The 21,238-nt window shown below is 73.1% G+C and carries 21 protein-coding genes; 6 read left to right on the plus strand and 15 right to left on the minus strand.

Annotated features, from left to right (window positions below; all coding sequences use genetic code 11):
- Window positions 1–8: 8 nt before the first annotated feature.
- From MRBLML1_RS02195 to MRBLML1_RS02215, 5 genes are all read right to left on the minus strand, one after another.
- Window positions 9–680: a hypothetical protein gene (locus MRBLML1_RS02195; protein WP_364510731.1), complete on the minus strand. Its 672-nt coding sequence runs from the start codon at window positions 678–680 to the stop codon at window positions 9–11.
- Window positions 667–2,457 carry a M91 family zinc metallopeptidase gene (locus MRBLML1_RS02200; RefSeq protein ID WP_364510734.1) on the minus strand — a complete coding sequence of 597 codons (1,791 nt, stop codon included), beginning with the start codon at window positions 2,455–2,457 and terminating at the stop codon, window positions 667–669. The genes MRBLML1_RS02195 and MRBLML1_RS02200 overlap by 14 nt, the downstream gene beginning before the upstream one ends.
- The gene (locus MRBLML1_RS02205) at window positions 2,457–2,837 is read right to left on the minus strand and encodes a hypothetical protein (protein ID WP_364510737.1); all 381 of its coding nucleotides are present in this window, start codon (window positions 2,835–2,837) and stop codon (window positions 2,457–2,459) included. Before MRBLML1_RS02205 ends, MRBLML1_RS02200 begins: the two co-directional genes overlap by 1 nt.
- A 266-nt stretch (window positions 2,838–3,103) precedes the next feature.
- Window positions 3,104–4,660 (minus strand): long-chain-fatty-acid--CoA ligase, encoded by a 1,557-nt coding sequence (locus MRBLML1_RS02210; RefSeq protein WP_364510740.1) that lies wholly within the window; start codon window positions 4,658–4,660, stop codon window positions 3,104–3,106.
- 44 nt (window positions 4,661–4,704) lie between these two features.
- Window positions 4,705–5,604, minus strand: a complete 900-nt coding sequence (locus MRBLML1_RS02215; RefSeq protein ID WP_364510743.1) for a phosphoribosylaminoimidazolesuccinocarboxamide synthase — start codon at window positions 5,602–5,604, stop codon at window positions 4,705–4,707.
- A gap of 72 nt (window positions 5,605–5,676) precedes the next feature.
- On the opposite strand from MRBLML1_RS02215, the gene MRBLML1_RS02220 reads away from it, so the two are divergent.
- On the plus strand, window positions 5,677–6,645 hold the full coding sequence (locus MRBLML1_RS02220; protein WP_364510746.1) for a sulfotransferase family protein: 969 nt from the start codon (window positions 5,677–5,679) through the stop codon (window positions 6,643–6,645).
- A 159-nt stretch (window positions 6,646–6,804) separates the two neighbouring features.
- Here MRBLML1_RS02220 and MRBLML1_RS02225 read toward each other — a convergent pair whose 3' ends face one another.
- Window positions 6,805–7,698: a hypothetical protein gene (locus MRBLML1_RS02225; RefSeq protein ID WP_364510749.1), complete on the minus strand. Its 894-nt coding sequence runs from the start codon at window positions 7,696–7,698 to the stop codon at window positions 6,805–6,807.
- 80 nt (window positions 7,699–7,778) lie between these two features.
- Here MRBLML1_RS02225 and MRBLML1_RS02230 point away from each other — a divergent pair, with 80 nt between their 5' ends.
- Together MRBLML1_RS02230 and MRBLML1_RS02235 are read left to right on the plus strand one after the other, a co-directional pair.
- A complete protein-coding gene (locus MRBLML1_RS02230) occupies window positions 7,779–8,135 on the plus strand; it encodes a hypothetical protein (RefSeq protein WP_364510752.1) in 357 nt (118 codons plus the stop codon).
- A gap of 44 nt (window positions 8,136–8,179) precedes the next feature.
- Window positions 8,180–8,497 (plus strand): antibiotic biosynthesis monooxygenase family protein, encoded by a 318-nt coding sequence (locus tag MRBLML1_RS02235; protein ID WP_364510754.1) that lies wholly within the window; start codon window positions 8,180–8,182, stop codon window positions 8,495–8,497.
- Window positions 8,498–8,516: 19 nt separating this feature from the next.
- Here MRBLML1_RS02235 and MRBLML1_RS02240 read toward each other — a convergent pair whose 3' ends face one another.
- The 8 genes from MRBLML1_RS02240 to MRBLML1_RS02275 all read right to left on the minus strand — a co-directional run bounded on the left by MRBLML1_RS02240 (window position 8,517) and on the right by MRBLML1_RS02275 (window position 16,543).
- Window positions 8,517–8,993 carry an SRPBCC family protein gene (locus MRBLML1_RS02240; protein ID WP_364510756.1) on the minus strand — a complete coding sequence of 159 codons (477 nt, stop codon included), beginning with the start codon at window positions 8,991–8,993 and terminating at the stop codon, window positions 8,517–8,519.
- Complete coding sequence (purB, locus tag MRBLML1_RS02245; RefSeq protein WP_364510759.1) at window positions 8,921–10,339, minus strand: adenylosuccinate lyase; 1,419 nt, start codon at window positions 10,337–10,339, stop codon at window positions 8,921–8,923. The genes MRBLML1_RS02240 and purB overlap by 73 nt, the downstream gene beginning before the upstream one ends.
- Window positions 10,340–10,360: 21 nt before the next feature.
- Window positions 10,361–10,855, minus strand: a complete 495-nt coding sequence (locus tag MRBLML1_RS02250) for a GNAT family N-acetyltransferase (protein WP_364510761.1) — start codon at window positions 10,853–10,855, stop codon at window positions 10,361–10,363.
- The gene (locus tag MRBLML1_RS02255; RefSeq protein WP_364510764.1) at window positions 10,848–11,468 is read right to left on the minus strand and encodes a hypothetical protein; all 621 of its coding nucleotides are present in this window, start codon (window positions 11,466–11,468) and stop codon (window positions 10,848–10,850) included. Before MRBLML1_RS02255 ends, MRBLML1_RS02250 begins: the two co-directional genes overlap by 8 nt.
- A gap of 16 nt (window positions 11,469–11,484) precedes the next feature.
- The gene (locus tag MRBLML1_RS02260; protein ID WP_364510767.1) at window positions 11,485–11,976 is read right to left on the minus strand and encodes a GNAT family N-acetyltransferase; all 492 of its coding nucleotides are present in this window, start codon (window positions 11,974–11,976) and stop codon (window positions 11,485–11,487) included.
- Window positions 11,977–13,248, minus strand: coding sequence for a phosphoribosylamine--glycine ligase (gene purD / locus MRBLML1_RS02265; RefSeq protein WP_364510770.1), 1,272 nt, complete (start codon window positions 13,246–13,248; stop codon window positions 11,977–11,979).
- A gap of 28 nt (window positions 13,249–13,276) precedes the next feature.
- A complete protein-coding gene (locus MRBLML1_RS02270) occupies window positions 13,277–15,175 on the minus strand; it encodes a PAS domain S-box protein (protein WP_364510773.1) in 1,899 nt (632 codons plus the stop codon).
- 84 nt (window positions 15,176–15,259) lie between these two features.
- Window positions 15,260–16,543: an adenylosuccinate synthase gene (locus MRBLML1_RS02275; RefSeq protein WP_364510776.1), complete on the minus strand. Its 1,284-nt coding sequence runs from the start codon at window positions 16,541–16,543 to the stop codon at window positions 15,260–15,262.
- 193 nt (window positions 16,544–16,736) lie between these two features.
- On the opposite strand from MRBLML1_RS02275, the gene MRBLML1_RS02280 reads away from it, so the two are divergent.
- Window positions 16,737–17,111, plus strand: a complete 375-nt coding sequence (locus MRBLML1_RS02280; protein ID WP_364510780.1) for a nuclear transport factor 2 family protein — start codon at window positions 16,737–16,739, stop codon at window positions 17,109–17,111.
- Here MRBLML1_RS02280 and MRBLML1_RS02285 read toward each other — a convergent pair.
- Entirely contained in the window at window positions 17,104–18,537 is a 1,434-nt protein-coding gene (locus MRBLML1_RS02285; RefSeq protein ID WP_364510782.1) for a carboxyl transferase domain-containing protein, read from the minus strand. The genes MRBLML1_RS02280 and MRBLML1_RS02285 overlap by 8 nt on opposite strands.
- Window positions 18,538–18,561: 24 nt before the next feature.
- Between MRBLML1_RS02285 and MRBLML1_RS02290 the strand changes: the two genes are divergently transcribed.
- Both MRBLML1_RS02290 and lysS read left to right on the plus strand, forming a co-directional pair.
- Complete coding sequence (locus tag MRBLML1_RS02290) at window positions 18,562–19,458, plus strand: diacylglycerol/lipid kinase family protein (protein ID WP_364510785.1); 897 nt, start codon at window positions 18,562–18,564, stop codon at window positions 19,456–19,458.
- Window positions 19,459–19,477: 19 nt separating this feature from the next.
- Window positions 19,478–21,163 carry a lysine--tRNA ligase gene (gene lysS / locus MRBLML1_RS02295; protein ID WP_364510787.1) on the plus strand — a complete coding sequence of 562 codons (1,686 nt, stop codon included), beginning with the start codon at window positions 19,478–19,480 and terminating at the stop codon, window positions 21,161–21,163.
- Window positions 21,164–21,238: the final 75 nt, after the last annotated feature.

Here is a 21,238-nt window from a genome sequence, read left to right on the forward strand (position 1 = left end):
GGCCGGGCTCAGAGGCCGACCGGGTCCGAGCAGAGCTGGGTCTGCGCCTGCCACGCGGCGTTGCCGTGCCCGATCGTGGTGCCCTCGTCGTCGGTGGAGAGCCCCAGCGCCGGCGGGTACGGCGCCGCGACCACCCCCAGGCAGAAGGTCACCCGGTCCGGGTCGGTGGGCAGCGCCACCGGGCCGTCGCCGAGGTCGTCACCGAACGGCTGCCGCCGCTCGAACGGCTCGGCCACGCGCAGCTCCCGGCTCAGCGTGCGACCCGCGGCGAGCCGGGTGACGCCCACCCGGGGCGCCTGGCCCCACGCCATCCGGTCGGTGTCGGGCCACGGGAACGCCCGCTGGGACAGCAGGATCCCGGAGCCGCGGCCGGTCACGTAGGCCAGCGTGGGGTCGTACCGGGTGCCGGCGCCGGCGACCCGCGGGATCCCGTCGACGACGAGCAGCTCACCGTCGGTGGTGTTGCGCAACGTCCAGCTCACCCGGACCGCGCCGTCCTCGGCGCCCACCGTCGCGGTGAAGTCGAGGCCGGGGTCGGCGACGCCACCGTCGGGGTCGGCCGGGTCGCTCGCGCCCGGCGCCGGGTCCGGGTCGTCCCGTGCGTCCGCACCACAACCGCCGAGCGCCAGCCCGAGCACCGCCGCGACGGCGGCGAGCAGGCGCCGGTCAGTAGTGGTCACGGTGCGGCGCCCCCATCTCCTCGCGCAGCCCGTTCTCGGTGTACTGGTAGGGGTGGTCGGGGTCGATGACCTCCGGGGTCGACGGGTCGTCGTCGTGGTCGATCGGCAGGCCCGCGGCCTGGCGCTCGTCGTTCGGCGTGCCGTGGTTGAGCTGGTCGTCGCCCTGGTAGTCGCCGTCGGCACTGGTGTCGTTGGCGTAGTCGTAGACGTGCGCCAGCTCGTGGTAGAGCACCGCGATCGGCGGGCCGTCGACGCCGCCGCCCGGCGTGCGCAGGTGGTCGAGCGCGACGTTGTAGTTGATGACGAAGTTGCCGTGGCCGTCGTTGCTGGCGGTGCTGTTGTCGGGGTCGCTCGGGTCGTTGTACTCCCGGATGACCAGGGTGTCCTTGTTGAACCCGAGGATCCCCGAGTCCTCGATGTTGCCCGACAGGTTGGCGAGCATCTGCTGCCCGGCCGGCGAGGACGCGAGCAGCTCCAGGTCGGCGCGCACCCGGGCCTGGAACTCCGGCGAGCCCTCCACCTGGATCTCGCTCGGCAGGTCGCGCAGCTCGACCGTCACCCGGTGCTCGCCGCCGCGCACGACGTCGCCCGTCTCGGCGTACGTCGTGTCCGAGCCGGTGCCGGCCTCGACGGTGTCCTCGCCCTTACCGGTGTACGTCGTGTCGTCGCCGTCGCCGCCGTAGATGGTGTCGTCGTCGGTGCCGCCGGACAGCGTGTCGTCGCCCGCCCCGCCGTCGAGCTGGTCGTCGCCGGACCCGCCCTCGAGGTAGTCCCAGCCGTCGCCGCCGCTGAGGGTGTCGTCGCCGTCGAGGCCGTAGAGCGTGTCGTCGCCCGAGCCGCCCGACAGGGTGTCGTCGCCGAACTGCCCGTCGGCGTAGTCGCGCCCGGCACCGCCGGAGATCCGGTCGTCGCCGTCGCCGCCCTTGATCCGGTCGTCGCCGCTGCCGGCGAGCACCGTGTCGTTGCCGTCGCCGGTGTCGATCGTGTCGTCGTCCTTGCCGCCGAGGACGGTGACGTCGACCCGGCTGCCCTTGGGGACCGTGACGGTGTCGTTGCCCTCGCCGACCCGGATGACGACCTCCTGCCCGGCGGGCACGCGGTAGACCTTGCCGTTGATCGTCACGACCTGCTCGCCCGTCCTCGGGTCGACCGTGATCGTCACGTTGTCGTCGCCCGAGCCGGTGTTGAAGATCGTGCGGTTGCCGATGGTGATCGCGCCGACGCCGTCGGCGTCGGGCGGCAGCTCGAAGGGGTCGGCCCCCTCGGCGACGTCCTGCCAGCGGTCGGCGATCGCCCGCCACTGCTCGACGGTCGCGCGGATCGCGGCGCGGTCCTCGTCGAGGGAGGTGTCCAGCCCGTCGCGGATCTCGCGCGCCCGGCCGAGCGCGGCGGTGACCTTGGCCTGCTCGTCCTCGTCGCGCGGCTGGAAGGTCATCTCGCCGCCCGGCCCCCAGTGCACCGGCACGTTCACGATCGTCGCCCACTGGGCGTCGAGGTGGCCCTGCGCGACCCGGACCGAGCCGGCCGCCAGGGTCAGGTGCGAGGCCACCTTGCCGGCCAGGTCGCCGCCCGCGTCGAGGTCGGCGACCAGGCGCCGCTTGTGGTCGTCGAAGGAGTCGCGGGTGTCGCCCTCCCAGCCCGCGTCCATGACCGCCTTCGCACCGCTGGTGACGTCGTCGCCGGCGTCGGTGAGCGTCGTACCGACGGCGGCCCACTGGGTGGCCGCGCTGTCGAGCTTGTCGACCTGGTCGTGCAGGTCGAAGATCCCGGAGCCCATCACGCCACCCGCGCGGACGTGGGGGTCGGGGTCGGCGCGGGACCGGGCGACGGGGACGGCGTCGGGTCGGGCTTCTTGTCCGGCGTCTTCTCCGCGAATCCCGCCGCCACCGACTCGTCGGTCGTCGAGAAGTCGAAGGCGCACAGGTAGACCGCGTCCACGTCCGCCTCCAGCACCGACACCAACCGGCCGACCGCGATCGCCGCGGCGTTGCCGGCGTCGGTGTGGGCGGTGAGCAGCGGACCGCTCTCGATCGTGTTGCCGGCGGCGCCGGACGGGACCTGGAGCGCGCTCAGCGCTCCGGACCAGCCGTCGGCGACGTCCTGGGACGCCGACAGGCAGGTGTTCGCGAGCTCGGCGAGCTTGGTGGGGACCTCCACGAGCGGCCTCCTGAGGGATCGGGTCGGAGACCTGCTCCTACCCCGTCCCGTCCGCGGCCTAACCAGGGACCTGCCGCCCACCCCGCCTTGCCACCAGGCGGAGGCAGACCCTACGCAAGCCAACCGCGAGCGCGGCACCCGGTCTTGCCGCCAGGCGGAGGCAGACCCTACGCAAGCCAACCGCGAGCGCGGCAGCGCGGCGAGAGCCGCGTGACCAGCAGCTTGCTGCCGACCGCCGCGGCGAAGCCGCGCTCGCGCCAGACGACTCAGCTCAGCTCGCGCTTGAGGATCTTGCCGGTGGCCGTCATCGGGAGGCCCTCGACGATCTCCACCACACGCGGGTACTTGTACGCCGCCATCTGCTCCTTGCTCCAGGCCACGATCTCCTCGGGGGTGGCCTCGGCACCCGGCTTGAGGATCACGAACGCCTTGATCTCCTCGCCGTGGCTCTCGTGCGGGACGCCGATCACGGCGGCCAGGGAGATCGCCGGGTGGGTGAGGAGCACCTCCTCGATCTCGCGCGGGTAGACGTTGAAGCCGCCGCGGATGATCATGTCCTTGGAGCGGTCGACGATGTAGTACCAGCCGTCGGCGTCCTTGCGGCCGAGGTCGCCGGAGCGGAACCAGCCCTCGTCGTTGATCGCCTCGGCGGTGGCGTCGGGCCGCTGGTAGTAGCCCTTCATGATGTTGTGGCCCTTGATGGCGATCTCGCCGATGCCGTCGGGGTCGGTCACCTCGGTCCAGCTCTCCGGGTCGATCAGCTTCATCTCGACGCCGGGGATCGGCGTGCCGATCGAGCCGACCCGGACCGGCTCGCCGAAGCGGGAGAAGCTCGCGACCGGCGAGGTCTCGGACAGGCCGTAGCCCTCCAGGATGGTGACGCCGAAGCGCTCCTCGAACTGGTGGTGCACCTCGACCGGAAGCGCCGCGCCGCCAGCGACCGCGACCCGCAGGTTGGCGGCGATGGCCTTCACGTCGACGGAGTCGTCGAGCGCTCCGAGCAGGCCCCAGTACATCGTCGGGACGCCGGCGAAGAAGGTGACCTTCTCCTTCAGCATCAGCCCGAGCGCGGGAGCCGCCTCGAAGCGGGGCAGCATCACGACGGTGCCGCCGAAGGCGAAGGCGCCGTTCTGGATGACGGTCTGGCCGAAGGAGTGGAACAGCGGCAGCACGCACAGGTAGGTGTCCGGGTTGTCCGCGCTCGCGCCGAACAGGTCCTTGCCGGACAGCGCGTTGTCGCGCATGTTGCGGTGGCGCAGCTCGGCGCCCTTCGGCTGTCCGGTGGTGCCGGAGGTGTAGAGGATGACGGCGGTGTCGTCGTCGTCCACGTCGACGGTGTCGAACGTCGGCGCCTGGCCCGCCAGGCCCTGGCCGAGCGTCTCGGTGCCCTCGATCGGCGAGGCGGCGGTGGGGTCGGCGGTGATGACGAAGAAGTGCTCGCACCCGTCGGCGGCCTGGAAGCCGGCGTACCCCTCCTCGCCGATGGGGAGCTCGGGGGTGCCCTGGAAGGCGAAGTAGGCCTTCGCGTCGGAGTCGCCGAGGTGGTAGGCCACCTCGCGGCCCTTGAGCAGGACGTTGAGCGGCACGACGGTCGCGCCGGCCTTGAGGATGCCGTAGTAGACGATCGTGAAGTACGGCAGGTTGGGGCAGCTGATCGCGACCTTGTCGCCGGGCTTGATCCCGCGCGAGACCAGCAGGTTGGCGACCTGGTTGGCCGCACCGTCGACCTGCGGGTACGACAGGCGGGTGTCGCCCAGCACGATGGCCGTGCGGTCCGGGAAGCTCTGGGCACTGCTCTCGAGGAAGCCGGCGAGGTTCGTCATGCGGGACAACCTACTTGCCGGTCACCAGCGCCGGAACGGGTTGTTCAGAACCGCTCGCCGGTCAGGCGCTCGTAGGCCTCGATGTAGCGCGAGCGGGTCCGCTCGACGACCTCGGGCGGCAGCGGGGGCGGGGCCTCGCCCGACGCCTTGTCCCAGCCGCTCTCGGCGGACAGCGCCCAGTTGCGCACGATCTGCTTGTCGTACGACGGCTGCGCCCGTCCCGGCTGCCAGTCGTCGGCCGGCCAGTAGCGCGAGGAGTCGGGGGTCAGCACCTCGTCGGCGAGCACGATGTCGGTGCCGCCCGGCCGCACGCCGAACTCCAGCTTGGTGTCGGCCAGGATGATCCCCTGCTCGCGCGCGATCTCCTCGGCCCGGGCGTAGACGTCCAGGGTGAGCGCGCGGAGCGCGGCCGCGGGGTCGGCGCCGACGGTGGCGACGACGGCGTCGTAGGAGACGTTCTCGTCGTGGTCGCCGAGCTCGGCCTTGGTGGCCGGGGTGAAGATCGGCTCCGGCAGGCGGCTGCCGTCCTCGAGCCCCGCGGGGAGCGCGATCCCGCAGACCTCGCCGCTGGCGCGGTAGTCGAGCAGGCCGGAGCCGGTGAGGTAGCCCCGCGCGACGCACTCCACCGGGAACATCTCCAACCGCTCGCAGACCACCGCGCGGCCACGGACCGCCTCCGGCACGTCCGTCGAGAGCACGTGGTTGGGCACCAGCGGGGCGAGCTGGGCGAACCACCACTGCGACATCCGGGTGAGGATCTCGCCCTTGTCCGGGATCGTCGTCTCCAGCACGAAGTCGAAGATCGACAGCCGGTCGCTCGCGACCATGAGCAGCTTGCCGGCGTACGGGCCCTCGGTGACCTCGTAGAGGTCGCGCACCTTGCCGGAGTGCAGGTGGCGGTGGCCGGGGAGCTCCGGTGCGGGCGGGATGTTCGCGAGGGTCACGGGCGACAGCCTATTGAGGCCGATCCGTGGCGGCCCTCCCCGATGCCAACAAAACTATCTAGACTGATCTACATGACTTCGGCCCGCGAGCCCCGCCCCGACTTCCTGCTGGTCGGCGCGCCCAAGGCCGGGACGAGCGCGCTCCACCTCGCCCTGGCGGCGCACCCCGACGTCTTCGTGACCACACCGAAGGAGCCGAAGTTCTGGCTCTGCGAGGGTGCGCCGCCGCCGCACTGGGGCGGTCCCGGCGACCGGCACTCGCAGCAGGAGTGGGTCTGGCAGGAGCAGGCGTACGCCGACCTGTTCCGCCCCGCGCCACCCGGCAGCGTGCGCGGGGAGTCCACGCCGTTCTACCTCTGGCACCGCGGGGCGCAGCGCCGGATCGCGGACGCGCTGCCCGAGGTCAGGCTCGTCGCCGTCGTACGGGACCCGATCGACCGGGCCTACAGCAACTGGATGCACCTGTGGTCCGACGGCCTGGAGACCGAGGCGGACTTCGAGACCGCCTTCGCCCGGCAGGACGAGCGCGTCGCCGCCGGCCACGCACCCTTCTGGCGCTACCGCGACCTGGGCCTCTACGGCGAGCAGCTGCGCGACCTCTACAAGCTCGTCGACCCCGCCCGGGTGCTCATCGTGCGCTACCGCGACATCGTCGACCACCCCGTCGAGACCGTCGACCGCACGTGCCGCTTCCTCGGCATCCGCGAGGGCCAGGTGACCTCGATCCCGCGGGACAACTCACGGCCCTACGTCGCCCCCGGCTGGCGGCCCCGGGTGTTCGGTCCGGCCGTGCGCGGCGGCGCGTGGGCGGGCCAGTTCGTGCCGCCCGAGGTCTGGCGGCGGCTGAGCGTCCCGCTCGTCGCGCGCCTGCAGACCAGCGACGCGCACCGGCCCTCGCTCACCCCCGCGCAACGCGAGCGGCTGCTGCCGGCCTTCGCCGAGGACATCGCGCTGCTGTCGGACCTGACCGGCGAGGACTTCTCCGACTGGCTCTCCACCCGCGACCGCGGGTCCTTCGCCGAACGGGTCCGCGCCCGTTGAGCAGGGACTTCCTCTCGTCGAGTGGGGGGTTTCTCCCGTCGAGTGGGCGTTTTCCACCACCGGTCGCGGCAGGAAGTCCCTACTCGCCAGCAGGAAGTCCCTACTCGGCAGCGGGAAGTCCCTGCTCGAAGGGAGGAAGTCCCTACTCGACGGCGGGGGTCAGCGGACGACGGTGACCAGGTCGTGCGCGCCGTCGGGCCGCGCGGCCTCGACGTAGAAGCGCACCCGCCCGTCCGGCAGCGGTACGGCGCTCGCGTAGCGCCACGCGCCGTCGCTGTGCGGGGAGGCGATCGGCGGGGCGTCCTGCGCGACGTACCGCTCACCGTCCCAGGTGGCGATCCCGGTGGTCTCGAACCAGTTGGACGCGGCGTCCGGGCGGCCGTCGTAGAGGATCGTGCGGGGGGCGCCCGGACGGTCGGGCAGCACCGTGCTGGCGCGGGCACCGCGCTCGTCCCACTCCCCCGGGCGGCCGGCGAGCACCTCGCCGTGGTCGGTCCAGTCCAGGCCGTCGGTGCTGCGCAGCAGCCGGGAGGTCATCCGGTCCTCGTGGCCGACCTCGGTCAGCGGGTGGCAGCACAGCAGCATCTCCCAGCCGTCCGGGCCGTGGGTGACGACGGGGTCCTTGACCGCGACCGCGTCGTCACCGGGCAGCACGACCGTGCGGACGCCGTCCGGCAGGTCCTCGGGCGTCGCGGCGGTGAGGCTGTCGACCCACCAGTGCTTGGAGCCCGGCGTCGCGCAGGACAGGTAGAGCCGCCAGCCGATCCCGGGCACCGGCACCAACACCGGGCGCTCGAAGGACTCGCAGCCGAACGCGTCGCGGTGCACCTCGGTCACCTGCTCGAAGTGCTCGCCGTCCTCGGAGCGGGCCACCACCACGCTCACCCCGCGGCCCTCGGCCAGCGGCCGGCGCACCCGGTAGGTCAGCCAGAACGTCCCGTCGACCAGGACCGCGCTCGCGGCCCCCGCCCAGTTGCCCGCGCCGGACGCGGGAGCGGGAACGACGACCCGCGGGTCGTCGTACGTCGGGGCGGCGGGGGTCGCGAGGGTCATGCGGCGATCTTACTCGACCAAAAGACTCGACATTGGGGGTCGATGCGCGACGCCGTCGGGGCGGATGGCACAGTGTCGCCATGACGGAGTCCGCGCAGACCCCCGAGAGCACGTTCGTCCACGGCCCGATCGTGTGGGAGGACGAGGTCTGGGTCCTCGCCCGCCACGACGCCGGCGGCCAGCTCGGCCTGACGCTGCACCACCGCGACCCGGAGGCGCTCGGCCAGCTCTCCGACGACCACGCCTCGCAGCTCGGCCGGATCGGCAACCGCCTGATCCGCATCATCGAGCACCTGCCCGGCGCCGGTCGCGTCTCGCTGGGCCGGATCTCCGGCGAGCACGTCCAGCTGACCTTCGAGGTCACCGACGTGACCGAGGACCACCTGCACGACATCGCCGTCCGGCTCGCCAACTGGGGCGGCCAGGCGCGCGCCTGATCCTGGCCCGACACCGCCCGAGCCGCCCGACAGAGGGAGCAACCATGCCCGTCGTGAAGATCAACGCCATCAGCGTTCCCGAGGCCGCCGGCCCCGAGCTCGAGAAGCGGTTCGCCGCCCGGGCCGGCGCGGTCGAGGGCTCACCGGGCTTCCTCGGCTTCCAGCTGCTGCGCCCGACCGCCGGCGAGAGCCGCTACTTCGTGGTCACCCAGTGGGCCGACGAGGAGTCCTTCGCCGCCTGGCGCGACGGCTCCGCGCGCGCCGCGCACGCGACCCCCGAGGGCGAGGCCCCGCGCCCGCCGGTCTCCACGGGTGCGGACCTGCTGGAGTTCGACGTCGTGCTCGACGTCCGGCCCTCCTGACCGCTCCCCCCGCGGGGGACTATCGCGACGACGCGAGGATCCGCGCCGCCCGGCGCAGGTCGGCGGCCACCGCCGGCCGCGCGGCGAGCGTCAGCAGCGGGCCGGCGCCCAGCGCGCCGACCGTGAAGTCCGCGCGCACCCGGCAGCCGTCGCCGTCCGGGACGAAGCGCAGCTCCAGGCGCGCCTCGAAGGGGCCGAACCGGCCCTCCTCCGCCCACCGGCCCGGGCGCTCGGAGACGACCGTGCGCATCCGCGGCCGCAGCCCCGGTACGACGGTCACGTCCGTCCACGCCTCGCTGCCCGTCGCGCCCTCCACGCCGGCGACCGCGCGCAGCGAGGACTGCCACGCCGGGCGGTTGCGCGGGTCGGCGAGGTAGTCGAAGGCCCGGTCCGCGGGGACCGGGAAGGCGACCTCGATGCCGGTCAGAGGATCGCGCCCGGCTGGTACGACGCCGCGGCCGGGTGCGCCGCGACGACCGCCTCGGCCTGCCGGCACACGGCCTGGGTCTGCTCGACCGCGGCACCGGTGAAGGTGATCGGCTCGGCGACCAGCGACTGCAGCTGGTCGGAGGTCAGGCCCAGCCGCTCGTCGGCGGCGAGCTTGGCGAAGACGTCGTTCTCGGCCTGGCCCTGGCGCATCGCCAGGGCGGTGCCGACGGCCGCCTCCTTGATCGCCTCGTGCGCGGCCTCGCGGCCCACGCCGTTGCGGACCGCGGCCATCAGCACCTTCGTGGTCGCCAGGTACGGCAGGTAGCGGTCCAGCTCGCGCTGGATGACGGCCGGGAACGCGCCGAACTCGTCGAGCACGGTGAGGAAGGTCTGGAACAGCCCGTCGACGGCGAAGAAGGCGTCCGGCAGCGCCACCCGTCGTACGACGGAGCAGGAGACGTCGCCCTCGTTCCACTGGTCGCCGGCGAGCTCGCCGACCATGGAGAGGTAGCCGCGGGTGACCACGGCGAGGCCGTTGACCCGCTCGCAGGAGCGGGTGTTCATCTTGTGCGGCATCGCCGAGGAGCCGACCTGGCCCTCCTTGAAGCCCTCGGTCACCAGCTCGTTGCCGGCCATCAGCCGGATCGTGGTGGCCAGGTTGGAGGGCGCCGCGGTGAGCTGGACCAGCGCGGAGAGCACGTCGAAGTCCAGCGAGCGCGGGTAGACCTGCCCGACGCTCGTCAGCACCCGCTCGAACCCGAGGTGGCCGGCGACGCGCTGCTCGAGGTCGGCCAGCTTGCCGGCGTCGCCGCCGAGCAGGTCGAGCATGTCCTGGGCGGTGCCCATCGGGCCCTTGATCCCGCGCAGGGGGTAGCGCCCGAGCAGCTGCTCGATCCGCTCGATGCCGATCATCAGCTCGTCGGCGACGGTCGCGAAGCGCTTGCCGAGCGTGGTCGCCTGCGCGGCGACGTTGTGGCTGCGCCCCGCCATCACGGTCGTCTCGTGCTCGGCGGCCAGCCGGGCCAGCCGGGCCAGCGTCGCGACCGCACGGTCGCGGAGCAGGGCGAGGGACTGCTTGACCTGGAGCTGCTCGACGTTCTCGGTCAGGTCGCGCGAGGTCATCCCCTTGTGGATGTGCTCGTGCCCGGCGAGCGCGGCGAACTCCTCGATCCGCGCCTTCACGTCGTGCCGGGTGATCCGCTCACGGGCCGCGATCGAGTCCAGGTCGACGGTGTCGACGACCTTCTCGTAGGCCTCGACGACACCGTCCGGCACCTCGATGCCGAGGTCGCGCTGCGCCTTGAGGACGGCGATCCAGAGCTGCCGCTCGAGGACGATCTTGTGCTCCGGGGACCAGATCTCGGCGAGGTCGGCGGCGGCGTAGCGGGTGGCGAGGACGTTCGGGACGGTCACGGTGGGCCATTCTCCCACGGATCAGCGCACCGGCCGGACCAGCACCATCTCTCCGTCCTCGGTGGTGCCGCGGACCCCGGTGAACCCGGCCTTGGCGGCCACCCGCAGGCTCGCGGCGTTGTCGGGCGCGATCGAGGCACGCACCCGCACCCGGGCAGCGTCCGCGCGCTGCAGCAGCGCGCCCAGCGCCTCCGTCGCGAGCCCGTGACCGCGCGCCGAGGCGACCAGGCCGTAGCCGACCTCCACCTCCGGCGTCCCGTCCGCGGCGGCCTCGGGCGGGCCGAAGAAGCCGATCGAGCCGACCACCAGCCCCTCGTGCACGATCGAGCGCGGGCCCCACGGGTCGCCGTCGCGCCACAGGGTCGCTGCGCCGCGGTCGTCCTCGCGCGGGAAGTCCGGGTGCCACTCCGGGCGCCGGGCCTCGCCGCGGATCGCCGTCACGGTGGCCTCGTCCCACAGCACCAGGTCGAGCCGCGCGGTGCCCACCCCGCGGCGCTGCTCGGGCTGCTCAGCCATCGAGGCCCACCACCCGGCCGTCGTACGACGCCAGGGCGGTCGCGACCGTCCGGACGTCCGCGCGCCAGACGTCCTCGGGCCCCGGCGGCAGGATGTCGTCCCAGTCGACGGCGAAGGAGCCGAGCACCGACGGCAGGCCCTCGGTGCGCGCCATCAGCCACACGTGCAGGTGCTCGGCGCCGTCGCCGATGCGCTGGACGTGGCAGCGCGCGACGTTCGGCAGATCCTCGACGATCCGCGTGAGCCGGACCGCGAGCCGGCCGTACTCCGCGGCCATCGCGTCGTCGAGGTCGGGCAGGTCGAGGTGCGCCCAGGGCTCGAGGATCAGCACCAGCGGCAGGGCGCTGCGCTCGGAGAGGTGCTTGAGCCGCCACCGGTCGTTGGTCCACACGACGCCCGGCAGGTCGGGCCCGCAGGCCCGGCAGCCGACACCGCCCTCGCCCTCGCGCGGCTGCTCCGGGGCCGGCGCGGCGAGCGGCTTGGCCGCCAGCTGTCCATCGGCGACCTCCCACGGGAACACGTCCCAGGACGCCACGGACGGCAGCGGCAGCCGCCCGTCCGCGTCGGCGACCGCCCGGACCCGGGCGTGGAGGTCTGCTGCTGACTCGGCCATGGCGTCACTCTGCCACTCAGGGCTGGAGGATCTTCTGCCACCACACGACGTCGATCCACCGGTCGAACTTGCGACCCACCTCGCGCAGCTCACCCTGCCGCTCGAAGCCGCACGCGCGGTGCAGCGCCTCGCTCGCGTCGTTGGGCAGCGAGATGCAGGCCAGGGCGGTGCGGACGCCGGCGGCGCTCATCCGGGCGAGCAGCTCGTCGTAGAGCCGCCGGCCGAGGCCGCGCCCGGCAGCGGCCGGATCGAGGTAGATGGTGACCTCGCGGGTGCCGTCGTAGGCGCCCTTGGGACGGAACGACGAGGAGTAGGCGAAGCCGAGCACGGTGCCGCCGTCATCGGCGACGAGGAAGTGGTCACCCGGGTGCGAGGAGGCCAGCAGGCCCTCCCACTTCGCCCGCGGCGGCGGGTCGAGGTCGAAGGTGGCGGTGCCCTCGCGGACCTCGCGGTCGTAGATCGCGGCGACGGCGTCCAGGTCGGCGTCGACGGCGGGACGGATCTCCACTCAGTCGTCCGCGACCGAGGCGCCCTCGACGACGCCGAGCGGCTCGGCGGCGATGTCGGAGCGGCGCTGCTGGCCCTCGAAGGAGACGAGGTCGGCGGCGGCGTAGGCGCGGGCACGCGCGTCGGCGACGTCGTAGCCCAGCGCCCGGACGGCGAGCACCCGGCCGCCCGCGGTGACCAGCGAGTCCTGGTGCAGCGCGGTGCCGGCGTGGATGACGTCCACGTCGTTGACGCCGTTGGCGGCGCCGACGCCGGTGATGACGTCGCCCTTCGAGGAGGACTCCGGATAGCCCGCGGAGGCGAGCACGACGGTGACCGAGGCGCCGTCACGGAAGACCGGCGCCGGCACGGACTCGAGGTCGCCGCGGGCAGCGGCCAGCAGCAGCTCGCCGAGCGGGGAGTCGAGCAGGGCGAGCACCGGCTGGACGTCGGGGTCGCCGAAGCGGCAGTTGAACTCGATCACCCGGGGGCCGGCGGCGGTGAGCGCGAGGCCGACGTAGAGGCAGCCGACGAAGGGCGCCTCGCGCCGGGCCATCTCGTCGAGGGTGGGCTGGACGACGGTGTCCACGACGGTGGCGGCGAGGTCGGCGGGCGCCCACGGGAGCGGGGAGTAGGAGCCCATCCCGCCGGTGTTCGGGCCGCGGCCGCCGTCGTGGATCCGCTTGAAGTCCTGGGCAGGCTGCAGCGGGTAGGCGGTGGTGCCGTCGCAGACCGCGAACAGGGAGACCTCCGGCCCGTCGAGGAACTCCTCGACCACCACGGTGCCGCAGCCGGCGGCGTGCTCCTCGGCCTCGGCCCGGTCGCGGGTCACCACGACGCCCTTGCCGGCGGCGAGCGCGTCGTCCTTCACGACGTACGGCGGCCCGAAGGCGTCGAGCGCCGCGGCCACCTCGTCGGCGGTGACGCAGGTCCGCGAGCCCGCCGTCGGCACGCCGGCCGCGGCCATGACCTCCTTGGAGAACGCCTTCGAGCCCTCCAGCAGCGCGGCCGCCCGGGACGGGCCGAAGACCGGGACGCCGGCCTCGCGCACGGCGTCGGCGACACCCGCGACCAGCGGGGCCTCCGGGCCGACGACGACGAGGTCGGCGCCGATCTCGGCGGCGAGGGCCGCGACGGCGGCGCCGTCCATCGGGTCGACCGGGTGCAGGCTCGCGAAGGCGCCGATGCCCGGGTTGCCCGGAGCCGCGTGCACCTCCGTGACCGCCGGGTCGCGGGAGAGCGCGAGGGCGAGCGCGTGCTCGCGGCCGCCGGTGCCGATCACGAGGGTCTTCACGGAGGTCGATCCTAGAGCCGCGGCCGACTCACATGCGCGGCACCTGCGGGTGGCTGGGCAGCACCAGCTCGAACGTCGTCCGGCGACCCTCCCCGGGCGGGTGGTAGGTCACCTCGCCCCCGTGGCTGCGGGCGATCTCGCGCACCAGGTGCAGGCCGAGCCCGGTGCCACCGGTGGGGCCGGCGTGGGCGAAGCGCTGGAAGAGCTGGTCGAGGAGCCGCTCGTCGACGCCGTGCCCGTCGTCGGCGACCTCGATCCGCACCCCGTCCACCGTCGGCTCCCCGGTGAGCAGGACCGGTGCGCGGCCGTGCCGCAGCGCGTTCTCCAGCAGGTTGTCCAGCGCCTGCCCGAGCCGGGCCGGATCGGCCAGGATCTCGGTCTCGTCGACGACCTCGACCGCGATCCGCTCGTGCGGGTGCACGGCGCGGGCCCGGTCGGCGGCCGCGAGCAGCGAGGTCCGCAGGGAGACCCGCTCGGGCTCCAGCGCGAGCGCGTCGGCGTGCACGTCGGAGGCGGCACTCAGGTCGCTGACCAGGCGCTGCAGACGGTGGGCGCTGGTGGCCATCGCCTCCAGCAGCTGCTCGCGGGTGTCGTCCGACACCGTGTCCCCGCTGTCGCGCAGGATCGCGACCGAGCCCTCGACGACGGCGGCCGGGGTCCGCAGCTCGTGGGCGGTGATCGCCAGCAGGTGCGCCTGCTGCTCGATGGCGGCCTTGCGGTGCTCCTCGTGCTCGCGCTGCTGGGTCTGGTCGCGGGTGATCTTGGCGTAGCCGCGGTGGCGCCCGGCGTCGTCGTAGACCGCGGTGATGACGACGCTCGCCCAGAACCGGCTGCCGTCGCGACGCACCCGCCAGCCCTCCTCGGCGTACGTGCCGTGCTCCAGCGCCAGCTCCAGGTTGCGCTCCGGATGGTGGGCGGCGCGCTCCTCCTCGGGGTAGAAGAGGCGGTAGTGCTGGCCGATGATCTCCTCGGCGCCGTAGCCCTTGATGTTCTGCGCGCCGGGGTTCCAGCTGGCGACCCGGCCGTCGGTGTCGAGCAGGTAGATCGCGTAGTCGGTCACCGCGGTCACCAGCAGCCGGAACATCTCCTCGCTGCGGCGCAGCGCGATCTCGGCGGTGATGTCCTGGACCTGGGCGAAGACGTAGAGCGGCTGGCCGCGGGAGTCACGGACCGGCGCCAGGCTCACCCGCAGGGTGCCCGAGCCGTCGTCGGAGACCAGCGGGTGCTCGAAGGTGACGAGGTCCTCCTCACCCTCGGAGATCCGGGCGAGGGCCTCGTCGAGGTGGTCGCCGTGCTGCCGGGTGAGCACGCCGTAGTCGAGGCCCACCAGGTCGTCGGGCACCCGGCCGACCATGGCGGCGAGCTCGTCGTTGGCGCGCACGATGCTGCCGTTGAGGGTCATCGTCGCCATCCCGATCGCGGCCTGGTCGAAGGCCTCGCGGTAGCGCTCGCGGTGCTCGTCGAGAGCCGCCTGATCGCGGGCCGCGGACTCGTCGAGGCCGTCGGCGACGTGCAGGCCCAGCGTCCGCGGTCGTCGTACGTCGTCGGCGGGCTCCTCGACGTGCTGCCACAACAGCTCGGGGAGCTTCTCGATCGGCACCGACTTCTCGATGAAGTCCGTCGCGCCGAGCTCCCGGGCCCGGGTGGCGAGGCCGCGGCCCTCGAAGCCGGTGAACACCACGACCTTCGTGCGCGGCGAGACCGCCAGCACCAGGGGCAGCGCCTCCAGCCCGTCCAGGACCGGCATCGAGGTGTCGAGCAGCATCAGGTCGGGCGTGTGCTGGTGGGCGAGGATCATCGCCTCGCCGCCGTCCGCGCCCTCACCGACCACGTCGAAGAGACCCGACGCGGTCAGGCGCGAGCGCACCACGACCCGCAGCTCGGCGGAGTCGTCCACGATCACCACCGTCGGGCGTCCCACCACCACGCACGTCCTCCGCCCTTGAAGTCCCGCGGCGGCAGTATCCCGGAACCCCGCTTTCACACAGGTGGTTCCGGCAAATTCTTTGCGTCAGCGCAGCGGGTGCCGCACGACCGCCTGCTCGCGCTCGGGACCGACGCCGACGACCGAGATCCGGGCGCCGGAGCGCTCCTCGACGAAGGTGACGTAGTCCTGCGCGGCCTTTGGCAGGTCGGCGAAGTCGCGGCACCCGGAGATGTCCTCGCTCCAGCCGGGCAGGTTCTCGTAGACCGGCACGGCGTGGTGGAAGTCGCTCTGGTTGACCGGCATCTCCTCGTGACGCTGCCCGTCGACGTCGTAGGCGACGCACACGGGCAGCTCGGCGAGCCCGGTGAGGGTGTCGAGCTTGGTGAGCACGAAGTCCGTGACGCCGTTGACCCGCGCGGCGTAGCGGGTGATCACCGTGTCCATCCAGCCGCAGCGGCGCGGACGCCCCGTGGTGGTGCCGTACTCCCAGCCGGCCTTGCGCAGGAACTCGCCGTTGTCGTCGTGCAGCTCGGTCGGGAAGGGGCCCTCGCCGACCCGGGTCGTGTAGGCCTTCGCGATCGCGATGACCTGGTCGATGCGCGTGGGCGGGATCCCGGTGCCGGTGCAGGCGCCGGCGGAGATCGCGCTGCTGGAGGTGACGAAGGGGTAGGTGCCGTGGTCGACGTCGAGCAGGGTCGCCTGACCGGCCTCCATCAGGACCACCTCGTCGCGGTCGAGGGCCTGGCTCAGCAGCAGGCCGGTGTCGCACACGAAGGGCGCCAGGCGCTCGGCGTGGCCGAGCAGCTCCTCGACGGTCTGCTCCACCGAGGGCGCGCGGCGGTTGTAGATCTTGGTGAGGATCTGGCCCTTGAGCTCGAGCGCGCCCTCGACCTTGGCGGTGAGGATCTTCTCGTCGAACAGGTCCTGGACCCGGATGCCGATCCGGTTCATCTTGTCGGCGTACGTCGGGCCGATGCCCCGGCCCGTCGTACCGATCTTGCGGGAGCCGAGGAAGCGCTCGGTGACCTTGTCGACCTGCCGGTTGTAGTCGGCGATCACGTGCGCGTTGGCGCTGAGCTTGAGCGAGGAGGTGTCGATGCCGCGCGCCTCGAGGCCGTCGATCTCCTGGAAGAGCACGTCGATGTCGACGACGACGCCGTTGCCGATGACCGGCGTGCAGCCGGGGGTGAGGATGCCGCTGGGCAGCAGGTGGAGGGCGTACTTCTCGTCGCCGATGACGACGGTGTGGCCGGCGTTGTTGCCGCCGTTGAACTTCACGACGTAGTCGACCTGGCTGCCCAGGTGGTCGGTCGCCTTGCCCTTGCCCTCGTCGCCCCACTGGGCGCCGACGATCACGATTGCAGGCATTGGTTGCTCCTCGCCACGGACGGAGTCCCTCCGCCCCTCCTGACGGGACGGCTGCTCAACGCACCACTTGTTGTTGGTGTCTGCCAAGCAAGAAGCCCCGGCAAGACCGGGGCTCTTGCGGCGTCACGTTACCAAAACGCGATCTTCACGCTAGATTCGGCGAACGAGAACACGTTCCAGTTTGGGAGATGCGATGGGCGCCAGCCGCGAGACGATCCTCGAGACCATCCAGCAGTACGTCGACCTGGTCGCCACCGGCGCCTCGGCCGATGTCGTCGCGCTGTACGCCGACGGCGCGACCGTCGAGGACCCGGTCGGCACCGAGGTGCGTCGTACCCGCGAGGAGATCGCGGAGTTCTACGGCGCCCTCGACGGGCTGGAGCAGTCGGCGAGGCTCTTGCACGTGCGGGTCGCCGGCAACGAGGCGGCGTTCGCCTTCGAGCTCGTCACCAAGGCCGGCGACCAGACCTACACGCTCAGCCCGATCGACGTGATGACCTTCGACGACGACGGCCGGATCACCAGCATGCGCGCGTTCTGGTCCGGCGAAGACATGGTCGTCAGCTAGCTGCCAGCCGCGCCGCGACCTCCGCGACCACCGCGCGCGCCAGGGTCTCGGGGGTGTCCCCCGCCGCTTCCGGGACGACCCCGTGCACGTCGCCGTTCGCGAGCAGGTCCAGCGCCCCGACCCGCTGGCGCTCGGCCATCTCCGCGGCCCGGGAGGCATCGCCGTGCACGATCACGCTCGCACCCTCGGGGGGCAGTGGGGAGAGCCAGCCGCGCTCGGTCGCGAGGACGGTGGCGGCGGGCAGCATGGCGAGCGCGCCGCCCCCGCAGCCCTGACCGAGGATCACCGACACCGTCGGCACCTCCATCGTCACCAGGCCGGCGATGCAGCGGGCGATCTCGCCGGCCATCGCACCCTCCTCGGCGGCCTGCGAGAGCTCGGCGCCGGGGGTGTCGACGACGGTGACCAGCGGCAGGCGCAGCTCGTTGGCGAGCTCCATCGCGCGCCGGGCCTCGCGCAGCGCACCCGGCCCCATCGGGGTCGCGGGCGTCTGGCGGGAGCGGTCCTGGCCGACCAGGACGCAGGGCCGGCCGTCGAGGCGGGTGAGCGCGATCAGGACCGAGTCGTCGCGCTCGCCCTCGTCGGTGCCCTTGAGGCGGAGGGTGCTGGTGGCGCCGTACCGGAGCAGGTCGCGGACGCCCACCCGGCCCTCGGCGCGGGTCGCCTCGACGTCCTCCCACACCGGGTGGTCGAGCCGGGTGCCCGCGGCGACCGGCTCCCGTCGCTCCAGCACCGGCTCGGTCGCCGGGTCCACGAGCACGCCGAGCGCGGCGTCGACCAGGGCCGGCAGCTCCTCGGCCGGTACGACGGCGTCGATCACCCCCTTGGCGGCGAGGTTCTCCGCGAGCTGGACACCCTGGGGGAAGGGCGCGCCGTTGAGCGCCTCGTAGACCTTCGGGCCGAGGAACCCGACCAGCGCGCCCGGCTCCGCGACGGTGATGTGGCCGAGCGAGCCCCACGAAGCGTAGACCCCGCCGGTGGTCGGGTGCCGCAGGTGCACGAGGTAGGGCAGGCCGGCCGCGCGGTGGGCCATCACGGCCCGCGAGATCTCCACCATCTGCACGAAGGCGGGCGTGCCCTCCTGCATCCGGGTGCCGCCCGAGGAGGTGCTCGCGAGGACCGGCAGGCCCTCGTCGGTCGCGCGTCGTACGGCGGCGGCGATCCGGTGGGCGGCCCCGATCCCGATCGAGCCCGCCAGGAAGCGGAACTCGTTGACCACGAAGGCCACCGGGCGTCCGCGCACCGTCCCCCGCCCGGTCAGCACCGACTCGTCGGTGCCGGCCTTCTCGGCCGCGGCGCGCAGCTCGGCCTGGTACTCCTCGGCGTGCCCGCTGATGTCGATCGGCACGTCCCACGACTCGTACGACCCCTCGTCGAGGACGAGGTCGATCAGCTCACGGGCGGTCCAACGGCGTGTGCTTCCCATGCGACCGAACTCTAGGGTGGTCCTGTGCCCGCCGATCGCTCGATCCTCGTCATCACCAACTCCGGCGCCGGTACGGCGGACCAGGAGGCCCTCGACGCGGCCCTTGCCGTGCTCCGCGAGCACGCCGAGGTCGAGGTCGCCGCGACGTCCTCCCCCGAGGAGCTCGACGAGGTGCTGCGCGGCGTGGCCGAGCGGGAGGTCGTGGTCGCCGGCGGTGACGGCAGCATCCACGCGGTCGTCCAGGCCCTGCACGACCGCGGCGAGCTGAGCGGCCGCACGCTCGGGCTGGTGCCGCTCGGCACCGGCAACGACTTCGCCCGCACGCTGGGCCTCCCGCTGGAGGCCGCCGCGGCCGCCGGCGTCGTCATCGACGGCACCCCGCGCGCGACCGACCTGGTGGTCGACGACCGGGAGCGGATCACCGTCAACAGCGTGCACCTGGGCGCCGGCGCGGAGGCCGGCAAGTACGGCGCGCGCTGGAAGAAGCGGCTGGGCAAGATCGGCTACCCGATCGGCGCGATCCAGACCGCCCTCAACCCGCCGGTCCTGCGGCTGACGGTCGAGGTGGACGGCGAGGTGGTCGTCGACGTCGACAAGGGCGTGCTGATGGTGGCCGTCGGCAACGGCGCCTCGGTCGGTGGCGGCACCGAGCTGACCCCCGACGCGCAGCCGCACGACGGCCTGGTCGACGTGCTGGTGGCGACCCCGGACCGCACCCTGGCACGGCTGGGCTACGCGCTCCGGCTGCCGTTCGCGCGGCACGGCGACCACCGGGACGTCGCGATCGTACGCGGGCGCACGGTGCGGGTGACCGGCACCCCGTTCGACTGCAACAGCGACGGCGAGATCGACGGCCCGGTGGGGGCGCGGACCTGGCGGGTGCTCCCGGCGGCGTACTCGATGGTGGTCCCGGGCGCCTAGCCGCCTAGGCTTGGGCGCCGTGGCACGAGGACAGCGCGACCAGCAGCAGCACCCCACGGACTGGGTGACCCGGACCGCCGACCTGGCGCTCCGGCACGCCGAGCAGGTCAACGGCGGCACCCTGCCCGAGCTGGTCACCTGCGCGTCGGGCATCAGCCCCTCCGGGCCGATCCACCTGGGCAACCTGCGCGAGTTCCTCACCGTGCACTTCGTCGCCGAGGAGATCCGCCGCCGCGGCATCGCCGTGCGCCACCTGCACAGCTGGGACGACTACGACCGCTTCCGCAAGGTCCCGGCCGGGGTCGACCCGTCGTGGAGCGAGCACATCGGCCGCCCGCTGTCGGCCGTGCCGGACCCGACGGGTGAGTTCCCCAGCTGGGCAGAGCGCTACAAGGCGCCGCTGCGCGCCGCGCTCGCCGAGATGGGCTGCGAGATGGTCGAGGTCTCCCAGACCGAGATGTACCGCGCGGGCGCCTACCGCGAGCAGGTCCTCACCGCGATCCGCGAGCGCGCCACGATCGAGACCGTGATGGCCCGCTTCCGCACGAAGAAGGCCGACCCGGTCGAGGAGGGCGAGTCCACGGCCGAGGAGGAGGCGGGCCAGGGCGCCACCGAGGACCTGGCCCGCTTCCCCTACAAGCCCTACTGCCGCGGCTGCGGGCGCGACACCGTCACCCTCACGTCCTACGACGACGAGACCACGGACCTGGCCTACACCTGCGACGTGTGCGGCGACTCCTACGTCACCAACGTGGCGACCCAGGACGAGGGCAAGCTGGTCTGGAAGGTCGACTGGCCGATGCGCTGGACCTTCGAGAGCGTCCACTTCGAGCCTGGTGGCGTCGACCACGCCTCGCCGGGCTCGTCGTACACCGTCGGCAAGGAGGTCGTCGGGCCGGTGTTCGGCGGCTCCGCGCCGTCGTTCGTGGGCTACTCCTTCGTCGGCGTCGCCGGCATGCCGAAGATGTCCTCCTCGAAGGGCGGAGTGCCCACCGCGGCCGAGGCGCTGCGCATCCTCGAGGCGCCGATCCTGCGCTGGCTCTACGTCCGCCGCCAGCCCAAGCAGGCGTTCAACGTCGACTTCGGCCAGGAGGTCCTGCGCCTGTACGACGAGTGGGACGCGCTGACGAAGAAGGCCGCGATCCCGGAGAAGCGGGACGCCGCCGTGCTGGCCTGGGAGCGGGCGTCCGCCACGGCGGCCGCGGGCACGCTGCCGACCCCGGCGGTCGTCGTGCCGTTCCGGATGCTGTCGTCGGTCGCCGACGTGACCGCCGGCTCCCGCGAGATCACCGCACAGACGGTGGGGGCCGCGGAGGCCGACCTGGAGCCGCGGCTGACGAAGGCCGCCACCTGGATCACGTCGTACGTCGACCCGGAGGAGCGCACCACGGTCCGCGAGTCCGCCGACGCCGACCGCCTGGCCTCCCTGACCGAGGACGAGGAGCGCTGGCTGCGCCAGCTGCTCGACCGGCTGCCCGACTCCTTCGCGGACGCCGACGAGCTGACCACGCTGATCTACGGCGTGCCCAAGCTCGGCCGCGGGCTGGCCCTCGACGACCCGCCCACCGACGAGGTGAAGGCCGACCAGAAGGCGTTCTTCCGGCTGCTCTACAACCTGCTCGTGTCGGCCGAGCGCGGCCCGCGCCTGCCCACGCTGTTCGCGGCCCTCGGCCCCGAGAAGGTGCGCTCACTGCTCACCCCCTGAGGAAGTTCCTGGCGAAATCGCGTGATGATCGGCGGCGCCTCGCGTCCGGACTGGTGCAATCCCCCGGAAACGAGG

Source organism: Nocardioides sp. LML1-1-1.1, assembly GCF_040676175.1.
Taxonomy (GTDB): Bacteria; Actinomycetota; Actinomycetes; order Propionibacteriales; family Nocardioidaceae; genus Nocardioides.